Here is a 20283-nt window from a genome sequence, read left to right as displayed (position 1 = left end):
TCATGCCTCTTCTGCAAGCGGTGTTTGCGGTTGATAAGGGGGGAAATTGTCGGGTGGAAAGCCGCCAAGGATGCGGGTCGTTTGACGCGCGTGGACCATCAGCTTGTCGCAGATGTTGTGCCGCAGGGCATCGGTCATGCGCGACACCGGGGCGGCAACAGCCATGGCACCGATACAGGCGGATCGGGCGTCGAAGATCGGAACGGCGTGCGAGATCACGTCCTCTTCAAACCCGCCGGTCGAGGCCGCCATTCCCTGTCGGCGGATCGCAGGCAACAGCGCACGAATATCGGCCGGATCGGTGAGGGTCTGCGAGGTCCGCGCAATCAGAGGGCGGGACAGGATCTCGTCAACAAAGGACGCCGGTGAATAGGCCAGGACCGCCAGCCCGGACCCGGTGGAATGAAGCTCCAGCACCTCGGCGTCCTCCATCATCACCATCGTGCCGTGGCGGTTGGAATAGGCATAGGCAAGGTTTGACAGAACGTCCCCGTTCAAAAGCGACATATGCGCGGTTTCGCCCGTCTTGTCGCAGAGTTCGGTCAGCTGTTGCAACGCGACCTCGCGCACCGGCACCTGCTTTTCGCGCAGCGCGGCAAGCCGCAGAAAGGCCGGTCCAAGACGGTATTCGCGCCCGGTTCCCACCTGTTCAACGAATCCGTGTTCGGCAAGTTCGCCCAACAGGCGATGCACGGTGGCCTTGTTCAGGCCAGACAGGCGCGCCAGTTCGCTTAGTCCGATCTGGGGCATGGCGCGGCTGAAATAGCTGAGCAATGACAAGGCTTTGGATGTCGTTCCCATTGGCGATCCCATCTGCGTGCGGCGCGCAAGAACTGGCGGTGGCTGCAAAATTACTTCGCATGTTCATTGTTTTCTTGACAGGATTGATGCGGCTCTGTCAATCTAAATTAAAACCAATGGTTCAAATAATGAACCGATCGCTACTCAGACCACGACGCAGCAGGGAGAACGTCATGAACACCAAATCCATTCTGGCAGGGGCCGTCGCACTGACCGCCGTCGCACTTGCAGGTCCGGCGCTTGCCGAATACCCCGAAAAGCCCGTCAGCTTCATTGTCCCATGGCCGCCCGGCGATCTTGAGGACGTGTTGACGCGCATGATCGCCGAGGACTTCCAGGCCGAATATGGCGTATCGGCGGCTGTGGTGAACAAGCCCGGCGGGGGCGGTGGCCCGTTCCCCGGCGCGATTGACGTGGCCACTGCGCCCGCAGATGGCTACACCATTGGCAGTTTCGTGCCCGCAGTGTCCGTTATCGGACACGAGATCGGCATTGACGAGTTGACCCCGGAAAAGTTCGACCCGATCGGCATTTTCCTGACCTATCCGTTCGTGATCGCGACCAGCAAGGACGCGCCTTATAACTCGATGGAAGAACTAGCTGCTTATGCCAAGGAAAATGACGTGGCGCTGGGTCATTTCGGGGATGTGTTGACGCCGACACAGGTCACGAAAGCCTATGCGGTGAATGCCGGGTTCGACTGGGGGTCGGATGCAGCCTTTGATGCGCTGGATTGCAACACGCTGGCCTCGGGCGACGCGGATGTGATCAACACCACGTTGCAACTGATCCTGCCTTGCCTTGACAGTGTGAAAGTGCTGATGGCCATCACGGATGAACGCATCAGCCTGATCCCCGACGTCCCCACCATTGGCGAGTTGGATGAAAGTCTGAACATCGCGCTGTGGAACGGGTTGTTCGTGACCAAGGACACCCCTGCGGATGTGCGCGAGAAGATCGCCGCCGTCGCCTCGAAAACTGTCATGAGCGAGCGTGCGCAGAACGTGGCCAAGGAAACCGGTGCGCTGGTCTATTGGATGGATGCGGACGCTTCGGCGGCACGGATCGCTGCGGATCAGGAAACCGGGGCGCGGATTGGCAAGATCCTCGAATGATACGCCTGACGCGGGGCTGGCAGTTCGCTGGCCCCGCATCTTCATGATGAGGGGCAGGTATGAGCAACGACATTTCAGAACATCCTGATCGTCCCCGCCGCGGGCAGGTCTTGTTCGCGGCGTTGTTCCTGATTTGCGCAACGCTGTTGATCGCGGCGCTGGGCGAGCAGACCAAATGGCTGAAGGGCAAGGAATTCTTTGCGCAGCCGCGTTTCTGGCCGGCAATCGGTGTTGGCGGCATGGTCCTGTTCTCCGCCCTGCATTTCTGGCACCTGCCGCGCAAACCGCGCCGCCTGCCACGCTGGATGCGCGAAGCGGATTGGTTCCAATGGGCCGAAAGCCTGTTCTGGGGCGTTTTGGCGGTCGGGCTTGCACTGTGGCTGGGGCCGTTTGCCGCCGCGCCGATGGTCCTGCTGGTCGCAACTGTGCGTGTCACCTGGCTGTATCAGCATTGGACCGACCGGCGCGAGGCAAAGGTCTGGGCATCGGTCTTTGAATGGGCGGCATGGTTTCTGGGCTATGTGCTGCTGGTCCCGATCATCGGCTATCTGCCCGTGACCATCGCGTTCACATTGATGCTGACCTGGCGCGTCGGATACCGCGACCGCATCATGATGCTCAGCGCGGTTCTTTTCGCGATTGCCGTCGTGGTCGTTTTCAAGAGCTTTCTGCAAGTGAAGATCCCCGGTGCGGCCCTGTATGAATACCTGCCGGGCGCGCTGCGGTCGTTCTTCATTTTGAATTTCTGAGGCACAGATGGACCTGATCATCGACTTTTTGACACAGGTTCAGGCCAGTTCCGGGGTCTTGGCCCGGTGGGATGTGGTGCTGGCGCTGCTGGTCGGGTCAGTGGGCGGCGTGTTGATCGGGGCCATTCCGGGTGTCGGACCCGCCGTCGCGATCGCCATTCTGTTGCCAGCGACCTTTTCGATGGACCCGATTGTCGGATTGACGGTGCTGCTGGGGATATACGGAAGTTCGATGTATGGCGGCTCGATCCCCGCGATCCTGATCAACACGCCGGGCACCGCCGTGAACGCACTGACCACCTATGACGGCTATCCGATGACCACGCGGGGTGAGGCGCGGCGTGCGCTTTCTCTGGCGTATAGTTCGTCATTCTTCGGCGGCTTGTTCTCGGTCATGTGCCTGATTTTCTTTGCCCCCGTGCTGGCCAAGGTGGCCCCGATGTTCGGCAGCCGAGAAATCTTTCTGGCCGCACTGCTGGGCATTATCCTGGTGGTGACGGCCCACCGCAAGCATACGCTGATCGCGGCTGCCATGGCGTGCTTTGGCATCTGGCTGAACACCATCGGGTTGCATCCGGCCAGCTATTCGAAACGCTATACGTTCGACCAAAGCTGGTTGTCGGGCGGAGTAAATCTGATTGTGGTCGTGCTGGGGCTGTTCGCACTGTCACAGGCGTTCACGCTTCTGCATGGCGAGGATGAGAAGGTGCGCCTGACCAGGTTGAAGGGCAGCTTCTTTCAGGGCTTTCGCGAGTTGGCCCGCCATCCGCGCATTGCCGGGGTGTCCGCGTCCTTCGGCGTGATCATGGGTATGATTCCCGGTGTGGGCGAGTTCACGGCGCAGTTCATGTCCTATACCTATGCGCAGAAATCGTCGAAACGCCCCGAGGATTTCGGCCATGGGTCAAGCGAAGGCCTGATCGCGGCGGAAACCGCCAACAACGCCGTGCCCGCAGCGGCGATGGTGCCGCTTCTGGCGCTGGGTATCCCCGGCGAGGCTCTGACGGCGATGATGTTGTCGGTTTTCTATGTCCACAACGTGATCCCGGGTCCGCAATTGTTTCAAAACGATATGGATTTCGTGGTCGCCCTGTATCTGGCGCTGTTGGTCCTGAACGTGCTTGTGGTGATCTTCCTGCTGGTTGCGACCAATCAGTTGATCAAGGTGGTGAAAATACCCAACCGCTTCCTTGGGGTGTGCATCCTGATCCTCAGTTTCGTTGGGGTCTACTCGCTGCGCAACTCCCTGACGGATTGCATCCTTGCGACGGGGTTCGGCATCTTCGGCTTTATCATGAAGCGTATGCATCTTCCCGTGGTGCCCATTGTGCTGGGCATGGTGCTGGGCGGCATTATGGAGGTGAAACTGCGCAGCGCAATGGCGCGCGTGAAATCACCGCTCGACTTCGTTGATCGCCCCATTGCGGCGATCCTGTTTGGAATGATCGTTCTGGTTCTGGCCCTGCATTTCCGCCGGGTCTGGCTGGACTTCAAAGAAAGAAAGACGAACGAATGGCAGACCAGTCACGCATCAACGAGCTTCGCAGCCATCCTGTCGCGCCGCAGAAACTTTATATTGACGGAGCGTGGGAAGAAGGTACGGGGGAGGCGCAAGACGTTCTCTCGCCGATTGACGGATCGCGACTGACGACAATTGTCCGGGCGTCCGCAGCGGATGTGGACCGCGCGGTCGCCGTGGCCCGGCACGCGTTCGAAGACGGACGCTGGTCGCGGGCGGCGCCTGCGCATCGCAAGAAGGTTCTGCACAAGCTGGCGGATCTGATCGAGGCGCACGCGCTGGAACTGGCGGTTTTGGGCGTGCGCGACAACGGGACCGAGATCGGCATGGCCATGAAAGCCGAACCGGGGTCGGCGGCGGGCACGTTCCGATACTATGCCGAGGCGCTGGACAAGGTGTATGGCGAAATCGCCCCGACCGCGCCGGGAATACTGGGACTTGTGCACAAGGAACCCGTGGGCGTTGTCGGCGCGATTGTCCCGTGGAACTTCCCGTTGATGATCGGGGCGTGGAAACTGGCGCCGGCGCTGGCGGCAGGAAACTCGGTTGTGTTGAAACCGGCGGAAACCGCATCCTTGACCCTGTTGCGCCTTGCTGAACTGGCCACGGAGGCGGGTCTGCCCGATGGCGTTTTCAATGTCGTGACCGGCCAGGGGTCCGTCACCGGCGAGGCACTGGCTATGTCGATGGGTGTGGATGTTCTGGTGTTTACCGGGTCCGGCGGGGTGGGGCGCAGATTGCTGGAATACGCGGCGCGGTCGAACCTGAAACGCTGTTATTTGGAGTTGGGGGGCAAATCCCCAAACGTGGTTTTCGCCGATGCGTCGGATCTGGAACAGGCCGCCAAAGTCTCGGCAGCTGGAATCTTCCGCAATGCGGGGCAGGTCTGCGTGGCCGGCTCGCGCCTGTTGGTCGAGGACAGCGTGCATGACGCATTCGTCGACGCGCTTGCGCGACACGCTGCTGCGATGAAGGTCGGCGATCCATTGGATCTGACCACCAATATCGGCGCGGTGAACAACATGCCTCAGTTGGAAAGCAATCTGGGTTTCGTTACCCGTGCGGTCGAGGAAGGCGCGACACTCGCGCTGGGCGGGTCGCGCGTTCTTGAAGACACTGGCGGATATTACATGGAGCCGACCGTGCTGACCGGTGTGAAACCGCAGGACAACGTGGCCCAGAACGAGGTCTTCGGTCCGGTCCTTGCCGTGACCCCGTTCACGTCGGATGAAGAGGCGGTTCAGATCGCAAATTCCACAAAATTCGGTTTGGCCGCAGGGGTTTGGACATCGAACCTCAGCCGTGCCCATCGAATGGTGCGCGACATTCAGGCAGGCGTTGTCCATGTAAACACCTATGGCGGCCCGGACACGACGGTTCCGTTGGGAGGGGTCAAGCAGTCAGGCAATGGGCACGACAAGTCGATGCATGCATTCGACAAGTATTTCGACCTCAAAACCGCATGGATGCAGCTATGAGCGACAAGACCATTCTGGTTGTCGGCACCTATGACACCAAAGACGACGAACTGAATTACATCGCGGACGTGATCCGAGGGCAGGGCGGTGGCGTCAAGACGATGGATATTTCGGTTTTGGGGGATCCCAGCGCGCCCTGTGATTACTCCAAGCATCAGGTCGCCGAGGCTGGCGGGTCGTCGATCCAGGCCGCCATTGACAGCGGGGACGAGAACACGGCCATGCAGATCATGGCGCGTGGTTCTGCGGCCCTGGCGTTGCGCCTTTACCGTGAGGGTGTATTTGACGGGCTGATCGTGCTGGGCGGCACGATGGGCACCGACGCGGCGCTGGATCTGTGTCAGGCCCTGCCGCTTGGCGTGCCGAAATATGTGGTTTCGACCGTCAGCTTTTCGCCCCTGATCCCCCCCGAACGTTTGCCGGCCGACGTGCAGATGATCCTGTGGGCGGGCGGGCTTTACGGGCTGAACGCGATCTGCAAGGCGTCGCTGTCGCAAGCGGCGGGGGCGGTGTTGGGGGCTGCGCGAGCGGTTGAGGCGCCGGACTTCACCAAACCCCTGATCGGGATGACCAGTTTTGGCAAGACCGTGCTGCGCTACATGGTCGGGCTTAAACCCGCCCTGGAAGCGCGCGGGTTCGAGGTGGCGGTGTTCCATGCCACGGGCATGGGCGGGCGGGCTTTTGAAAGCCTTGCCGCCGAGGGCGCCTTCGCCGCCGTTCTGGACTTTGCCCCGCAAGAGCTTGGAAACCACATCATGGGGTCGAGCATTTCGGCCGGACCGGACCGGATGACCAACGCTGGTGCCTCGGCCACACCTCAAATGGTGTCGATCGGCTGCTATGATCTGGTGGATTTCATCGGTTGGCAGGACGTGCCGTCGACACTGGCGGGGCAGGAGGTGCACGCCCACAACCGGCTTTTGTCCTCTGTCATGATGACACCGGATCAACGGCGCGAGATGGCGCGCGCGATGTGCCGGCAGCTCTCTGCCGCGCAGGGCCCTGTCACGCTTCTTCTGCCGTTGCAGGGGGGCAATGAATGGGACCGGCCGGGTGGGCCTTTGCATGATGCCGCGGGGTTGGCGGCCTTCTGTGACGAAATTCGCGCCCAATGCCCGGACAACGTCACGCTTCTGGAACTGGAGACCCATATCAACGACCCGGCGTTCACCGAGCGGGTTCTGGCCGAGTTCGACCACTGGGTCTCGTCAGGTGTCATCACGCCCTGAGGCATCTTGTTGCACCCGCAATGAATTGCTTTTCAGCGCCGGCAGGTATTTACTGCCAGTGTTAAGGAGTGTCCATGCCGCACCTGTCATTCGAATTCAGCCACGGGCTGGGTCACCAAGCCGATCTGCCGGCCTTGGCCGAGACCATGCGCACCGCGCTGGTTGCCACGGGCCATTGCCCGGTCGGCGGCATTCGCGTGCGCGGGTTCGAGGCCGTTGTCGACGCCATTGGCGACGGGGCAGGCGGGTATCACTTCCTTGATATGATCCTGAGGCTGGGGCAGGGTCGGGACGAGGCCACGCGCGAGGCCATCGCCGACACCCTATATGGCGCGGTTGAGGACGCGCTGCGCCCGCAGATGGGCGACACGCCCTTTATTCTCAGCCTTGAGGTTCAGGATATAGAAACCCGTTTCAGCCGCAAAAGCTGGAGCACGATCCACGCGGCCCTCCGCGAAAAGGAATTGGAATGAGAAAACTTGAACGCGCCCTTCCCATCGCGCTGCTTCACGCGCGTGAAGCCACCCTGAAACCCTTCCGCCACGAGTTGGACCAGATCGACCTGACCGTGCAGCAATGGCGCGTGATCCGCGTGTTGGCCGAGGGCAAACCCTGCTGTGCGACCGAACTGGCGGAACGCTGCGTTTTGATGCCGCCCAGCCTGAGCCGCATTCTGAAAAACCTGACAGAACGCGAGCTGATCGAGCGGGTGGACGACAGCGACGGCCGCCGCCGCAAGGTACAGATCGCCCCGGCAGGGCGCGAGAAATACGCGCAAATGTCCGGCAAGGCGGCGAAGATCTATGAAGATCTGGAATGCCGCTTCGGGCACGAGAAGATGGAGACGCTGCTGGACCTTCTGAACGAACTGCGCACGGTGGCCACGGCGAACTGACGCAGCGATCCGCTTGCGCCGGGGCGACCTGCGGTTTACCCATGGGAAAGCAAATCTGGAAACGGGGATCCCATGTCCGATCAGACACCTGCGCCGGAAGGCGACATCATCCTGCGCACCTTGGCCATGCCGAAGGACACCAACACGGCTGGCGATATTTTCGGCGGCTGGGTGATGAGCCAGATGGACATCGCCGGCGGCATCATCGCAGGCGAACGCGCACAGGGGCGTGTGGCGACGGTGGCTGTGAACGCAATGAAATTCATCCAGCCGGTGAAGGTGGGCGATGTCTTGTGCATCTATGGCCGCGTGGGCCGGGTCGGCACCACGTCAATGTCCATCGAGCTGGAGGCCTGGGTGAAACGCGACCGGCTTGGCGAACGCCACAAGGTGACAGAAGGCGTGTTTGTGTTCGTGGCGCTGGATGAGGATGGGCAGCCGGTGGCTGTGGAGAAGGGTGCATAGTAGATTTCGAAATCACACTAACTCATTGATTTCTTTGTTCCGTTTTATGTTAAGTGCAACCGGGTCGGAACCTATTATCAAACCCTGTTGTTTCAACAGTTCCAGCGAATCTGAAAAGGTCGCCACGTTTAGGCAGAAATGGTTTTTCAACGTGTCTACCTTGATCGCCTTCTTTCCCCAACGCCCCTGACGCTTAAGAGTTGACAGAATTCTTCTTGCCCCTACGTCCATCGACATCCTATTCGTTAAGCCGATGATGGAATTTTCCATTTCCTCGAGAGCACTATTGTGATGCTCAATCCCGAAGTAGTGACTATGAGTATGCCGTACAGTGGAAATATCGGATGATCCGATCATAACGACTTCATACTTTTCTTCTTCTGGGTATTGAGCCTCATACCTCGAATAAAGCTCAATTGCTTCGTCAGGGTTTCGGCCAACCATTGCCCAAGTCACGAAGTTACCGTCATTCCAGTCGAACACAAGAATCCAATTGTTTAGTGAGCCTTGGGATGATTTTTCAACTTCGCTCATGGTTTTGATAATACCCTCATTCACATAACTTGAGAGGGCTGAGCCTGCGCTACTCGATTGAATAATTGCTTCGGACAACTCACGTGATCTTTGTAATTCAATCTCGAAATCAGAAGAAAACAGCCTCCCAAGTTCCAGTTGGTGAAGTGCGTCAGAAAATAGCTTAAAGTACCGCAGCACCTCAATGTCGCCATCACTTTCTTTTAATCTATAGCCATAGATTACAGAGCTACGCTCGATACTCTCAGACCAATAGTGTTGCAAAGAACTTCGTAGCTGCAATTCTAATTTCATACCGTTCGATGAAAGTACGATATGGTAAGCGCGGTACCCGGAATCATCTCTACCCCAGTCGCGATAGTCGGTCTCTCTTTCAATGCGGTATTCATCGCTGCTTTCAAACTTGTCGCGTAGAAAACCAACCAATGAATCTACAGAATCATTGTTTTCGACAACTATTCTGCAACCGCCGATATCTTGAAGTTGTGTAAGCCGAACACTGAAGCGGCGAAGCTTCCTTAATATTTGCGGCTTTCTCTTCAATCGCTGCGCAATATAGTACTGTTGATTGTAGGTCTGAAGCCACTCTTGAAGAACAAGAGTGAGCTTGGTCATTGGACCAAGATGCTCTTTTCTGAAAGCTTCAAATACGAAGTCCAGTTCTAAGGCAAGTTCGTCATATTCGCGTGACCGGTCGGAAAGAACACGGCCTGCTTTGTCAATTTTACTTTTTGAGATCGTCGCATCTCCTATGCGGGAAGCAATAAGTGTTTCTTACAAACCTACCTCGTAAACTTCTTATGCTTCAACCGCTTGGGCTCCAGGGCGTCCGGCCCCAACCGCCGTTTCTTGTCCTCTTCGTAATCCTCGAAGTTGCCTTCGAACCATTCCACATGCGCTTCGCCCTCAAAAGCGAGGATGTGGGTGCAGATACGGTCGAGGAAGAAGCGGTCGTGCGAGATGACGACGGCGCAGCCGGCGAAATCGACCAGCGCGTCTTCCAGTGCGCGGAGGGTTTCGACGTCGAGGTCGTTGGTCGGTTCGTCGAGAAGCAGCACGTTGCCGCCCTCTTTCAACAGACGCGCCATGTGCACCCGGTTGCGTTCCCCGCCGGAGAGAAGCGACAGTTTCTTCTGCTGGTCGCCACCCTTGAAGTTGAAGGACGAGCAGTAAGCTCTTGAATTGACTTGTGCGTCGCCAAGTTCGATCAGTTCGGCCCCGCCGGAAATCGCCTCCCACACGGTGTCATTTGCGTTCAGGTCATCGCGCGACTGGTCCACGTATGACAGCTTCACCGTGTCGCCCAGTTCAATCGTGCCTTCGTCGGGCCGCTCCTGCCCGGTCAGCATCTTGAACAGGGTCGATTTACCGGCGCCGTTGGGGCCGATCACGCCGACGATACCGCCGGGGGGCAGGCTGAAGGACAGGTCTTCGATCAGAAGCTTGTCTCCCATGTGTTTCTTCAGGCCTTCGACCTCGATCACCTTCGAACCCAGACGCGGGCCGTTGGGGATGACGATCTGCGCGCGACCTACTTTGTCACGCTCGGACTGGCTGGCCAGTTCGTTATAGGCGTTGATCCGGGCCTTGGATTTCGCCTGACGGGCTTTCTGGCCCTGCCGCATCCATTCCAGCTCGCGTTCCAGCGTTTTCTGCTTGGACTTGTCCTCGCGCGCTTCCTGTTCCAGCCGCTTGGCTTTCTGTTCGAGCCAGGAAGAATAATTGCCTTCGTAAGGAATGCCGGACCCGCGGTCGAGTTCCAGAATCCAGCCGGTGATGTCGTCCAGAAAATAGCGGTCGTGGGTGACGATCAGGATGGTGCCCTTGTAGTCGATCAGGTGCTGTTGCAGCCACGCGATGGTTTCGGCGTCCAGGTGGTTGGTCGGTTCGTCAAGCAGCAGCATGTCGGGCTGTTCCAAGAGCAGCTTGCACAGCGCGACCCGGCGTTTTTCACCGCCCGAAAGCGTGGTGACGTCGGCGTCATCTGGGGGGCAGCGCAGCGCCTCCATCGAGACATCAATCTGCGCGTCCAGATCCCAGAGGTTCTGGGCGTCGATTTCGTCCTGCAGCTTTGCCATTTCCTCGGCGGTTTCGTCCGAGTAGTTCATGGCAAGTTCGTTGTAGCGTTCAAGGATGGCTTTCTTCTCGGCCACGCCCTGCATGACGTTGCCACGCACGTCCAGCGACGGGTCCAGTTCCGGCTCCTGCGGCAGATAGCCGACCGTGGCGCCTTCGGCGGCCCATGCTTCGCCCTGAAAGTCCTTGTCGATGCCCGCCATGATGCGCATCAGCGTCGATTTACCCGTGCCGTTCACGCCCACGACGCCGATCTTCACACCGGGCAGGAAGCTCAGGCGGATGTTTTCGAAACACTTCTTGCCACCGGGATAGGTCTTGGAAACCCCGTCCATGTGGTAAACATATTGATAAGCGGCCATGGGATGTGTCCTCGCGTTTGACTTCCCGGTGTCTTAGCCAGACAAAGGGGGCAGGGCAATCCCGAAGGAGCAACCATGACCTATCATCCGGCAGAAGACCGCTATGAAAAGATGACCTATCGGCGTTGCGGGGCATCGGGGTTGAAGCTGCCTGCGATCAGTTTGGGACTGTGGCACAATTTCGGGCACGACTTTCCGCATGGGACGAAGCAGGCGATTTGCCGGGCAGCATTTGACAACGGGATCACGCATTTTGATCTGGCGAATAATTACGGCCCGCCCGCCGGCAGCGCCGAAGAGGCGTTTGGCGAGATCTTGCGGACCGATTTCTCAGGTTTCCGGGATGAACTGATCATCAGTTCCAAGGCGGGATATGACATGTGGCCCGGCCCCTATGGCGAATGGGGCAGCCGGAAATACCTGATCGCGTCTTGTGACCAAAGCCTGAAACGGTTGGGGGTTGATTACGTCGATATCTTTTACAGCCACCGTTTCGATCCTGACACGCCGCTGGAGGAAACGATGGGCGCGCTGGATCATATTGTGCGGTCAGGGCGGGCGCTGTACGCAGGTATCTCCAGCTATAACAGCCAGCGCACCCGCGAGGCGGTGGCGATCCTGAACGATCTGGGGACGCCCTGTTTGATTCACCAGCCCTCCTACAACATGCTGAACCGTTGGGTTGAGCGGGACGGGTTGAAGGATACGTTGACCGAGCTCGGCGTCGGTTCAATCGCGTTCACGCCACTGGCGCAGGGGCTTTTGACGAATAAGTATTTGAAGGGCATTCCCGAAGACAGCCGCGCGGCACAGGGGAAGTCGCTGCCCGCGAACGCGGTCTCGGACAAGGTGATTGAAAGTCTGCGCGCGCTGAATGACATCGCGAAAGCGCGGGGCCAGACCCTGGCGCAAATGGCGATCGCCTGGGTGCTGCGGGACGGAGGGTTCACAACCGCATTGATCGGTGCGTCACGCCCCGAACAGGTGCTGGACTGTGTGGGTGCGATTGATCGGCTTGACTTCAGCGCGGCGGAGTTGGAGGCCATTGACGCCGCGATCAGTGAAGAGACCGTGAACCTTTGGGCGCGGTCGGCAGAGATCGACTAGGGCTGGGCGGGGCCTGATATGCCGGTCAATGGTACGCTGATGCGTCATGAACTTCCATATGCGCGACCGGGGCAGGTGATCGGGCTGTTGGGCGGGTCTTTCGATCCGGCCCACCGCGGCCATGCTCACATCACCCGCGAGGCGTTGAAACGCTTTGGTCTGGACCGGATCTGGTGGCTGGTGACACCCGGCAATCCGTTGAAGAAAAACGGACCCGCGCCCATTGCGACACGGCTGGCGCGCGCCCGCGCTGTCATGCGGCATCCGCGCGTCGAGGTCACAGACATCGAACGTCTGACCCGCACGCGATTTACCGCCGAGACGCTGCAGGCCGTGCAGCGTTTGTATCCGGGAGTGCGGTTTGTCTGGCTGATGGGGGCGGACAATCTGGCTAGCTTTCATCACTGGGACCGGTGGGAATGGATCATGCAAAACGTGCCCGTGGGCGTCATCGCGCGTCCGGGGGACCGGGTCGCAGCACGCACGTCACCCGCGGCTCAGCGGTTCGAACATGCCAGGATCGCGGGGCGGGCGGCGCGGCAACTGGCCAATGCAGAAGCGCCGGCCTGGTCCCTGATCAATGTGCCGATGGTTGATGTCTCGTCCACCCAGATCCGCGCACGCGGCGAATGGTGAGATGCCCGTATCAGCAAGGATCAGACATGCGCCAGCCGCGTTGGCTCACGATAAATCAGGTTGCCCCGTGATCGCCCAGAGGATTTAATTCACCTATGGTCAAAGTGATTTCGAAACGTGCATTTTTGGGGGGGCTGGGCGCGAGTCTGGTCAGCCCGGTATTTGCGAACGCGCCTGCGACGTCGATCCGCCCCGCGCCCAAGCTGCTGGATTTCTCGAAACGTCTGATCCCGTCGGCAGATGCGCTGATTGCCGATGCGAACCTTGGCGGCAAGATCGGTTTCGTGGTTGCAGATGCCAAGACCGGCCTGATCCTTGAAGCGCACAGCCCCGTCCTGCCCTTGCCCCCGGCCAGTGTCGCCAAGGCGATCACGGCGGTTTACGGCATTTCATCGCTTGGGCTGGAACACAGTTTCGAAACGCAGGTGATTGCCACGGGGCCGGTGGAAGCCGGGGTGGTGCAGGGCGATTTGCTGCTGGTCGGAGGCGGGGATCCAACGCTGGACACGAACGCATTGGCGACGCTTGTGAAGGCCTTGAAGCAAAAGAACGTCACGTCGATCAAAGGCGATTTCATCGTGGATGGTCGCGGGCTGCCATATGAGCGGATGATTGATCCGGGGCAGCCGGATCATCTGGGGTATAATCCCGCAGTGTCGGCGCTGAACCTGAACTACAATCGGGTGCATTTTGAATGGAAGCGTGCAGGCCAGGGGTTTGATGTGTCGATGGAGGCGCGGTCGGATCGGTTTCGCCCGGCGGTCAAGATGGCGCGCATGCAGATCATCGACCGCAAGGTGCCGGTCTATACCTATGAGGATGCGAAGGGCATCGACAACTGGACCGTGGCCCGTGGTGCTTTGGGAAAGGGCGGGTCACGCTGGCTTCCTGTGCGGCGCCCCGACCTTTATGCAGGCGAGGTCTTTCAGGTTTTGGCCCGCAGCGAAGGCATCCGGTTGCCAAGCCCCACGGCACGTCCTTCGTTGCCCGGCGGCACGCTGCTGGCGGCGCATCGTTCGCGTCCGCTCAGAGAGGTGGCGCAAGGGATGCTGAAATACTCAACCAACCTGACGGCCGAATTGATCGGACTTTCTGCCAGTGCGACCCGCGGCAGCGTGCCGGACAGTCTGGCAGCCTCGGGCGCGGCCATGGCCGACTGGATGAACACAGATCTGGGTGCCAGGCGCGCGTTCTTCAAGGATCATAGTGGGTTAAGCGATCAATCTCGCCTGTCCGCAAGTGACATGGTGAAGGCGCTGAACAGTGTCGGGTCAGAGGGCTATTTGCGGGATCTGATGAAGAATGTGACGCTCCTGGATGCAAGGGGACGGGCGATCAATGACGCCGCCTATGTGGTCAAGGCGAAGACCGGCACCCTGAATTTCGTCAGTTCGCTGGCCGGATACCTGACAGCGCCGGAGGGGCGACTGCTGAGCTTTGCCATCTTCACGGCGGATCTGGAGCGACGCGCCGCCATTCCACGGGCCAACCGCGAACGACCCCCAGGCGCAAAGGGCTGGAGCCGCCGCTCGCGCGTGTTGCAACACCAGCTTCTTTCCCGCTGGGCCTTGGAATATAGCACCTGATCGGGGGGCCGCCGCCTTGGGACTGGTCGTTACCCCGGTGATGCCGGAATGTTGACAGCCGCCTGAGACGCGGGCCGGTCTGCGCATTCGGTGTGCCAACGCAGGACATTGGCGTATTTTTCCAATCCCAGAACCTCGGATGCCTTGTATCCGGTGAACAGCGCCCGCACCCACGGCCAGATCGCGATGTCAGCAATCGAATATGCGTCGCCCGCCACCACCGAGCGACCGTCAAGTCGCTGATCCAGAACAGAAAGCAGGCGCTTAGCCTCGACCTTGTAGCGGTCCAGAGGGCGTGGGTCTTCGATCTCTTTCCCGCCATAGGCATAGAAAAAACCGAACTGCCCGAGCATTGGGCCGAAGCCTCCCATCTGCCACATCAGCCATTGCAGCACCTCGGCGCGCTTTGCGGTGTCTGACGGCAAAAGTTTCCCGGATTTCTCTGCCAGATAGATCAGGATCGCGCCGCTTTCCCACAAGGGCAGGGGGGCGCCATTGGGGCCGTTTGGGTCAATGATCGCCGGGATCTTGTTGTTGGGATTCAGTGACAGGAATTCTGGTGTGTGCTGGTCGTCAGTTGCGAAGCTGACCAGATGTGCCTCATAGGGCAGCCCGGTTTCCTCCAGCATCGCCGAGACCTTGATGCCGTTGGGCGTTGGCAATGAATAAAGCTGAATGACGCTGGCGTCTTTCGCCGGCCAGCGTTTGGTAATGTCGAACTGGTCGAGCATGTCGGTCCTTTCAAAAAAGGCGGAATGATTTGATGCCGGGAGAGATACGGGCGGGTGCAACGCGCCACGCCGATCGCTGGGTCAGATCGTCATGTGCCGCGCCCGCGCCCCGCGTTCGATCGCCGCGGCGTGCAGGCGTTCGATGTTCAACTCGTACCGGATTTCTTCCAGGATACGCAGTTCCGGCCCCTGAAGCTCGCCATCGGCGGCTGCCACGTCACAGGCCAGCGCATAGGCGGTTTCCCAAAGCTGTTCAGGCAGGTTTTCACGAACCAGTCCGAACAGGGCATCCAGCCCGTCTTCGACGCCGAACAGGTCGAACACTGTTTGCGACACGGTCTTGATGCGGTCCGGATCGTATTTCGCAAACACCGGCAGGTGATTGACGATGCTTTCGATCGTGACCAGTTCGGCCGACGTGATCTGTTCGTCCGAGGCGGAGACCGCCACCATCACAGCGATCAGGCTGTCTTCGGCGGTCATCGAATGGGGGGTCTGTTGCACGTGTGTTCGCTCCTGTCTGTTGCGGTGCAGAATATTGACCCGGCGCGCCCATCGCAATAGGGAGAACACCTGTACATAGCCGCGCGCGCCAGATGGCCGCGCCAATCAAGGAATGAAGCATATGTCCGAGATGCGAGACGCCGCGATGAGTTCGAAAGCCTGGCCCTTTGAAGAGGCGCGCCGGGTGCTCAAACGCTATCAGAAGGCGCCGCCCGAAAAGGGATACGTGCTGTTTGAAACGGGCTATGGCCCGTCGGGTCTGCCCCATATCGGCACCTTCGGCGAGGTGGCGCGCACCACGATGATCCAGCGCGCCTTCGAAGTGATTTCCGACATCCCGACCAAGCTGATCTGTTTTTCCGACGATCTGGACGGAATGCGCAAGATCCCGGGCAATGTGCCAAATGCCGAGGGATTGAAGGCACATTTGCAAAAACCGCTGACCTCGGTGCCCGATCCGTTTGGCGAGTTCGAGAGTTTTGGCCATCACAACAACGCCATGCTGCGCCGGTTCCTTGACACGTTTGGCTTTGAGTATGAGTTTTATTCGGCCACCGAGTTCTATGGCTCTGGTCAGTTTGACGAGGTGCTGAAGCGTGCCGTCGAGAAATACGACGACATCATGGAGGTGATGCTGAAATCCCTGCGTGAAGAACGTCGTCAGACCTATTCCATCTTCCTGCCGATCCACCCCGAAACGGGGAGGGTTCTTTATGTGCCGATGAAAGAGGTGAACGCTGAAAACCACACGATCACTTTCGACGACGAGGATGGGCGCGAGTGGACGCTGCCGGTGACGGGTGGCAATGTGAAACTGCAATGGAAGCCCGATTTCGGCGCGCGCTGGGCGGCGCTGGAAGTCGATTTCGAGATGTATGGCAAGGACCATTCCACCAACACGCCGATCTATGACAAGATCTGCCGCATCCTTGGCTGGCCCGCACCCGAGCACTTCACCTATGAGCTGTTTCTGGACGAGAACGGGCAGAAGATTTCCAAGACCAGCGGCAACGGCGTGTCGATTGATGAGTGGCTGACCTATGCCTCGACCGAGAGCCTTGCGTATTTCATGTATCTGAAGCCGAAAACCGCGAAACGGATGCATTTCGACGTGATCCCGAAGGCGATGGATGAATATCATCAGCAGCTGAACGCCTATCACAAGCAAGACCTGAAAGGGCAGTTGAACAACCCGGTCTGGCACATCCATGGCGGCGACGTGCCGCAATCCAACATGGTTGTCTCGTTCTCGATGCTGTTGAACCTTGCGTCGGTTGCATCGGCGGATGACAAGGATCAGCTTTGGGGGTTCATCAAGCGGTATGCGCCAGACGCCTCGGCCGAAACACATCCCGATCTGGACGCGGCCGCTGGCTATGCGGTGAAGTATTTTCAGGACTTCGTGGCGCCTGCACGCACCTTCCGCGCGCCGACCGACCAGGAACGCGCCGCGATGGAAGAACTTGCGGCGGCGTTTCGCGATGGGGATAAGGCACTGGACGTGATCGCGCGCAAAAACGCGCAGATGGGCAATGACGACCCAGCGCCCGAGGTTGATTTCACCTCGGACGAGTTTCTGCAATCCATCGTTTTCGCCGTGGGCAAGCTGCATGGGTTCGACAATCTGCGCGACTGGTTCAAGGCGCTGTACGAGGTGCTTCTGGGCGCAAGCCAAGGCCCGCGTTTTGGCAGTTTCGCAGCCCTTTATGGAGTCGCGGAAACCGCCACCTTGATTGATCAGGGTCTTGCGGGCGAGTTGATGAAATAGGGATTTCCTGTCCCGACCCAACACACGGCGCGCCGGTTTGGTGCGCCGTTTTGCGTTGCGCAAACAGGCCAGCGTACGCTCCTGTTTCGTCTCGTTAACGCCTGATTGATAGCTCTTTCGCTGTTTTCTGCCCCGTCGCCCATGCGCGATGGGCGGTGCGTCTATGATGCATCGCCAACGGGGGCTGCATGTCTGGACCTGAAAGGGAAATCAATGAACAAGGCGCTTACCGATGGGGTGGTTTTCATGCCCCCAGCATTCGAAGATGGGTTGACGGTCTGGTCAAGCGAGGACGGAACGCCGGGGTCGTTGACCTATGCGGGGGCAGGCAACGCCGCCCTTGTGCCGGCAGACCAGGATTTCGACGGTTGCCTTGAACTTCTGAAAACCGAATCCACGCAAAAGCTGCGCTACATGGGGCAGACGCCTTATGAACAGGGATGCTATCTGCGGGTGTCAGCGAAGATCAAGGCGATCTCGGGCCCGCTGCCGTCGGTGCGGGTGGCGGCGTGGCCCGCACAAAGTGGCGGCGCCCATGCGGGCGGCAATCTGGAAACCGGGCCAGTGACGGCGCTGACCGCCTATGGCGAGGTGGTCGAAGTGTCGGCCATTATCGGGTCCGGCAGCCGCAATGGTGTCAATATCATCTGGGGGGCGGATGTGGCTTATGCCCATGTCGGGCTGGACCTGATCGGATCGAATGGCGGCGTCGTGCGAATTGACGATCTGGTGGTCGAGGATGTGACCGGGGCTTATCTGCGCGACATGATGGATTGGGTCGATGTGCGTGATTTCGGGGCCGCAGGTGACGGTGTTACCGATGACAAACCCGCCTTCGAAGCCGCCGATGCTGCCGCCAACGGGCGCACGCTTCTGGTGCCTGAAGGCAGCTACCTTATCGGGTCGAACCTGACACTTCACGCAGATATTCGGTTCGAGGGCACGATGACCATGGCCGATAACGTCTATCTTTCTTTGACCCGCAGTTTCGATCTGCCCACCTATGCCGACGCCTTTGGCGACGAGCAGTTGGGCTTTCGCAAGGCTTTTCAGGCGCTTCTGCACTATGCCGATCACGAGATACTGGATATGTGCGGGCGGCGGGTCGATGTCACGGCGCCCATCGACATGCAGGCGGCTTACAGTGCCGGTGACTCATTCCTGATCCGACGCGTGATCAAGAACGGGCAGTTCTATGTGATCGGCGGGTCAGCCTGGGATAGTGAGACCACCAATTCCACTGCCAAATACAACCCCGCCAACCCCTACAAGCTGACCAATGTCACCAATGTCGCGGCGGTTCAGGCGGGCTCTGTCGTGACGGGCGCGGGCGTGGGGCGCGAAGTCTACGTCAAAGAAGTGAACATCAGTGCCTCGGAGGTCGAGCTAAGCCAGCCGCTTTGGGGGGCTGCCGCCAACCAGAGCTACACGTTCACGCGGCACAAATACGTGCTGGATTTCGGCGGGTTTGCCCAAGTGAACCGGATGAACCTGACCGAGGTCGAGTTTCAGTGCAATGGCCATGCGTCGGCGGTTTTGCTGCCAAGAGATGGCGAGAACTTCGTCTTTCAGGACTGTTTCTTCATCAAGCCCAAGAACCGTGGCATCAGCTCGGTCGGACGTGGGTGCCAGGATCTGCATTTGGATCGCTGCCAGTTTGTCTCGAACGAACAAAGCCAGCCCGCCACCACGCGACAGTCGGTTGCTTTCAACGTGAATGCCAATGACGCCAAGATCCGCGACAACAGGTTCCAGCGGATGGGCACCTCGATGGTGCTGCACGGGTCGGGGCATATCATCCAGGGGAACCACTTGTTTCAGGGGGATGAAGTCACGGACGGCCCCCGCGTCGCGGGTATGGTGTTCACTTACGAAAACAACAAAACGGTTCTGAATGGTAACTACGTCGACAACTGTTTCATCGAATGGAACAACGAACATGACGCCGTTCCCGATCACGGGTCTGAATACTCGTTCGGCGGCATGACGATCACCGGTAATATCTTTACCGCCAATGACGTGGCGTCGTGGTTCAAGTGGATTCTGATCAAACCCTTCGGCAACGGCCATTATGTGTCCGGCCTGCACGTGACCAACAACACCTTTCGCACGCTGGCTGGCTGGATCGACCGGGTCGAGGGGGTGTCGACCACCCATGCCGGTCTGGATTACTGGAGCATGAAGGACGTGACGTTCGAGAACAACGCCTTCACAGGTGTGACGCAAGCGACCGTGTCGCCGGTGACGTTGGAGTTCAACCAGAACACAACCGCTGCGACCTGGACGCTGGACGGGTCCGCCTATTTCCCCTTTGGTGGCAATGCGCGCACCGTGTCCAGCGTGACGATCGAGGGCGATCTGCGTGACGGCTCGAACGCTCAGGTCTGGGACAATCCGCATGTGTTGGTGAACCGGGGGGCAACTTACAAACAGGTACAACTGAAATGGTCACGTGCCGTGCGCGGAACCGCGCATGTGACGATGCGGGTGGATCGCCCCGTTTAACGGCTGACCGCCTGCTTATTGAAAGGCCCGCATCGCAGCGGGCCTTTCTTTTAGGGACAATAGCGATTTCCATTGACTCGGATCAAAGCGCCTGACGGCGCAAGATGATAACAGGTTTTCGAACCCCGAAATGGAGATTGGCTTATGACAGCAAAAGCAACCCGTGTATCAAAATCCACCCCGACATCCGCGAATTCGCAAGCAACGACATCTGCGGCGGTAT

18 protein-coding genes are annotated in these 20283 nt (G+C 59.2%); 13 read left to right on the top strand and 5 right to left on the bottom strand.

Annotation, left to right across the window (positions count from 1 at the left end):
* Entirely contained in the window at window positions 1-801 is an 801-nt protein-coding gene (locus tag MUY21_RS00585) for an IclR family transcriptional regulator (protein ID WP_248408481.1), read from the bottom strand.
* 173 nt (window positions 802-974) lie between these two features.
* On the opposite strand from MUY21_RS00585, the gene MUY21_RS00580 reads away from it, so the two are divergent.
* The 8 genes from MUY21_RS00580 to yciA all read left to right on the top strand — a co-directional run bounded on the left by MUY21_RS00580 (window position 975) and on the right by yciA (window position 8251).
* Window positions 975-1916 carry a tripartite tricarboxylate transporter substrate-binding protein gene (locus tag MUY21_RS00580; RefSeq protein WP_248408480.1) on the top strand — a complete coding sequence of 314 codons (942 nt, stop codon included), beginning with the start codon at window positions 975-977 and terminating at the stop codon, window positions 1914-1916.
* Window positions 1917-1975: 59 nt separating this feature from the next.
* Window positions 1976-2665 carry a tripartite tricarboxylate transporter TctB family protein gene (locus tag MUY21_RS00575; protein ID WP_248408479.1) on the top strand — a complete coding sequence of 230 codons (690 nt, stop codon included), beginning with the start codon at window positions 1976-1978 and terminating at the stop codon, window positions 2663-2665.
* A 7-nt stretch (window positions 2666-2672) separates the two neighbouring features.
* Window positions 2673-4313, top strand: coding sequence for a tripartite tricarboxylate transporter permease (locus tag MUY21_RS00570; protein ID WP_248408478.1), 1641 nt, complete (start codon window positions 2673-2675; stop codon window positions 4311-4313).
* Complete coding sequence (locus tag MUY21_RS00565) at window positions 4196-5662, top strand: aldehyde dehydrogenase (RefSeq protein ID WP_248409163.1); 1467 nt, start codon at window positions 4196-4198, stop codon at window positions 5660-5662. The genes MUY21_RS00570 and MUY21_RS00565 overlap by 118 nt, the downstream gene beginning before the upstream one ends.
* The gene (locus MUY21_RS00560) at window positions 5659-6891 is read left to right on the top strand and encodes a Tm-1-like ATP-binding domain-containing protein (RefSeq protein WP_248408477.1); all 1233 of its coding nucleotides are present in this window, start codon (window positions 5659-5661) and stop codon (window positions 6889-6891) included. The genes MUY21_RS00565 and MUY21_RS00560 overlap by 4 nt, the downstream gene beginning before the upstream one ends.
* Window positions 6892-6965: 74 nt before the next feature.
* Complete coding sequence (locus MUY21_RS00555) at window positions 6966-7364, top strand: 5-carboxymethyl-2-hydroxymuconate Delta-isomerase (protein ID WP_248408476.1); 399 nt, start codon at window positions 6966-6968, stop codon at window positions 7362-7364.
* Complete coding sequence (gene hpaR, locus MUY21_RS00550; RefSeq protein ID WP_248408475.1) at window positions 7361-7786, top strand: homoprotocatechuate degradation operon regulator HpaR; 426 nt, start codon at window positions 7361-7363, stop codon at window positions 7784-7786. The genes MUY21_RS00555 and hpaR overlap by 4 nt, the downstream gene beginning before the upstream one ends.
* Window positions 7787-7858: 72 nt before the next feature.
* Entirely contained in the window at window positions 7859-8251 is a 393-nt protein-coding gene (gene yciA / locus MUY21_RS00545) for an acyl-CoA thioester hydrolase YciA (protein WP_248408474.1), read from the top strand.
* Window positions 8252-8263: 12 nt separating this feature from the next.
* Here the strand turns inward: yciA and MUY21_RS00540 are convergent, their stop codons facing one another.
* Window positions 8264-9400: a RelA/SpoT domain-containing protein gene (locus tag MUY21_RS00540; protein ID WP_248408473.1), complete on the bottom strand. Its 1137-nt coding sequence runs from the start codon at window positions 9398-9400 to the stop codon at window positions 8264-8266.
* Window positions 9401-9567: 167 nt separating this feature from the next.
* A complete protein-coding gene (ettA, locus tag MUY21_RS00535; RefSeq protein WP_248408472.1) occupies window positions 9568-11223 on the bottom strand; it encodes an energy-dependent translational throttle protein EttA in 1656 nt (551 codons plus the stop codon).
* Window positions 11224-11298: 75 nt separating this feature from the next.
* On the opposite strand from ettA, the gene mgrA reads away from it, so the two are divergent.
* The 3 genes from mgrA (at window position 11299) to dacB (ending at window position 14552) form a co-directional block, all read left to right on the top strand.
* On the top strand, window positions 11299-12330 hold the full coding sequence (gene mgrA / locus MUY21_RS00530; protein WP_248408471.1) for an L-glyceraldehyde 3-phosphate reductase: 1032 nt from the start codon (window positions 11299-11301) through the stop codon (window positions 12328-12330).
* Window positions 12331-12369: 39 nt separating this feature from the next.
* Entirely contained in the window at window positions 12370-12966 is a 597-nt protein-coding gene (locus MUY21_RS00525) for a nicotinate-nucleotide adenylyltransferase (RefSeq protein WP_248408470.1), read from the top strand.
* A gap of 95 nt (window positions 12967-13061) precedes the next feature.
* Window positions 13062-14552, top strand: coding sequence for a D-alanyl-D-alanine carboxypeptidase/D-alanyl-D-alanine-endopeptidase (gene dacB, locus MUY21_RS00520; protein ID WP_248408469.1), 1491 nt, complete (start codon window positions 13062-13064; stop codon window positions 14550-14552).
* Between the two features lie 29 nt (window positions 14553-14581).
* On the opposite strand, the gene MUY21_RS00515 is transcribed toward dacB, so the two are convergent.
* Both MUY21_RS00515 and MUY21_RS00510 read right to left on the bottom strand, forming a co-directional pair.
* The gene (locus tag MUY21_RS00515; RefSeq protein ID WP_248408468.1) at window positions 14582-15283 is read right to left on the bottom strand and encodes a glutathione S-transferase N-terminal domain-containing protein; all 702 of its coding nucleotides are present in this window, start codon (window positions 15281-15283) and stop codon (window positions 14582-14584) included.
* A gap of 81 nt (window positions 15284-15364) precedes the next feature.
* Entirely contained in the window at window positions 15365-15787 is a 423-nt protein-coding gene (locus tag MUY21_RS00510; protein WP_248408467.1) for a tellurite resistance TerB family protein, read from the bottom strand.
* 121 nt (window positions 15788-15908) lie between these two features.
* Here MUY21_RS00510 and MUY21_RS00505 point away from each other — a divergent pair, with 121 nt between their 5' ends.
* Both MUY21_RS00505 and MUY21_RS00500 read left to right on the top strand, forming a co-directional pair.
* Complete coding sequence (locus MUY21_RS00505) at window positions 15909-17555, top strand: lysine--tRNA ligase (RefSeq protein WP_248408466.1); 1647 nt, start codon at window positions 15909-15911, stop codon at window positions 17553-17555.
* 213 nt (window positions 17556-17768) lie between these two features.
* Complete coding sequence (locus tag MUY21_RS00500; protein ID WP_248408465.1) at window positions 17769-20060, top strand: glycosyl hydrolase family 28-related protein; 2292 nt, start codon at window positions 17769-17771, stop codon at window positions 20058-20060.
* Window positions 20061-20283 lie beyond the last annotated feature (223 nt).

The sequence above is a fragment of the Aliiroseovarius sp. S2029 genome (genome assembly GCF_023195575.1).
Taxonomy (GTDB): domain Bacteria; phylum Pseudomonadota; class Alphaproteobacteria; order Rhodobacterales; family Rhodobacteraceae; genus Aliiroseovarius; species Aliiroseovarius zhejiangensis.
The sequence above is the reverse complement of the archived record's forward strand: the minus strand, read 5'-3'. Positions and strand labels throughout refer to the sequence as shown.

What these genes read in the sequence shown, in the direction of transcription:
- MUY21_RS00585 (WP_248408481.1), bottom strand. Translation starts at nt 801, where the DNA reads ATGGGAACGACATCCAAAGCCTTGTCATTGCTCAGCTATTTCAGCCGC.
- MUY21_RS00580 (WP_248408480.1), top strand. Translation starts at nt 975, where the DNA reads ATGAACACCAAATCCATTCTGGCAGGGGCCGTCGCACTGACCGCCGTC.
- MUY21_RS00575 (WP_248408479.1), top strand. Translation starts at nt 1,976, where the DNA reads ATGAGCAACGACATTTCAGAACATCCTGATCGTCCCCGCCGCGGGCAG.
- MUY21_RS00570 (WP_248408478.1), top strand. Translation starts at nt 2,673, where the DNA reads ATGGACCTGATCATCGACTTTTTGACACAGGTTCAGGCCAGTTCCGGG.
- MUY21_RS00560 (WP_248408477.1), top strand. Translation starts at nt 5,659, where the DNA reads ATGAGCGACAAGACCATTCTGGTTGTCGGCACCTATGACACCAAAGAC.
- MUY21_RS00555 (WP_248408476.1), top strand. Translation starts at nt 6,966, where the DNA reads ATGCCGCACCTGTCATTCGAATTCAGCCACGGGCTGGGTCACCAAGCC.
- hpaR (WP_248408475.1), top strand. Translation starts at nt 7,361, where the DNA reads ATGAGAAAACTTGAACGCGCCCTTCCCATCGCGCTGCTTCACGCGCGT.
- yciA (WP_248408474.1), top strand. Translation starts at nt 7,859, where the DNA reads ATGTCCGATCAGACACCTGCGCCGGAAGGCGACATCATCCTGCGCACC.
- MUY21_RS00540 (WP_248408473.1), bottom strand. Translation starts at nt 9,400, where the DNA reads ATGACCAAGCTCACTCTTGTTCTTCAAGAGTGGCTTCAGACCTACAAT.
- ettA (WP_248408472.1), bottom strand. Translation starts at nt 11,223, where the DNA reads ATGGCCGCTTATCAATATGTTTACCACATGGACGGGGTTTCCAAGACC.
- mgrA (WP_248408471.1), top strand. Translation starts at nt 11,299, where the DNA reads ATGACCTATCATCCGGCAGAAGACCGCTATGAAAAGATGACCTATCGG.
- MUY21_RS00525 (WP_248408470.1), top strand. Translation starts at nt 12,370, where the DNA reads ATGCGTCATGAACTTCCATATGCGCGACCGGGGCAGGTGATCGGGCTG.
- dacB (WP_248408469.1), top strand. Translation starts at nt 13,062, where the DNA reads ATGGTCAAAGTGATTTCGAAACGTGCATTTTTGGGGGGGCTGGGCGCG.
- MUY21_RS00515 (WP_248408468.1), bottom strand. Translation starts at nt 15,283, where the DNA reads ATGCTCGACCAGTTCGACATTACCAAACGCTGGCCGGCGAAAGACGCC.
- MUY21_RS00505 (WP_248408466.1), top strand. Translation starts at nt 15,909, where the DNA reads ATGTCCGAGATGCGAGACGCCGCGATGAGTTCGAAAGCCTGGCCCTTT.
- MUY21_RS00500 (WP_248408465.1), top strand. Translation starts at nt 17,769, where the DNA reads ATGAACAAGGCGCTTACCGATGGGGTGGTTTTCATGCCCCCAGCATTC.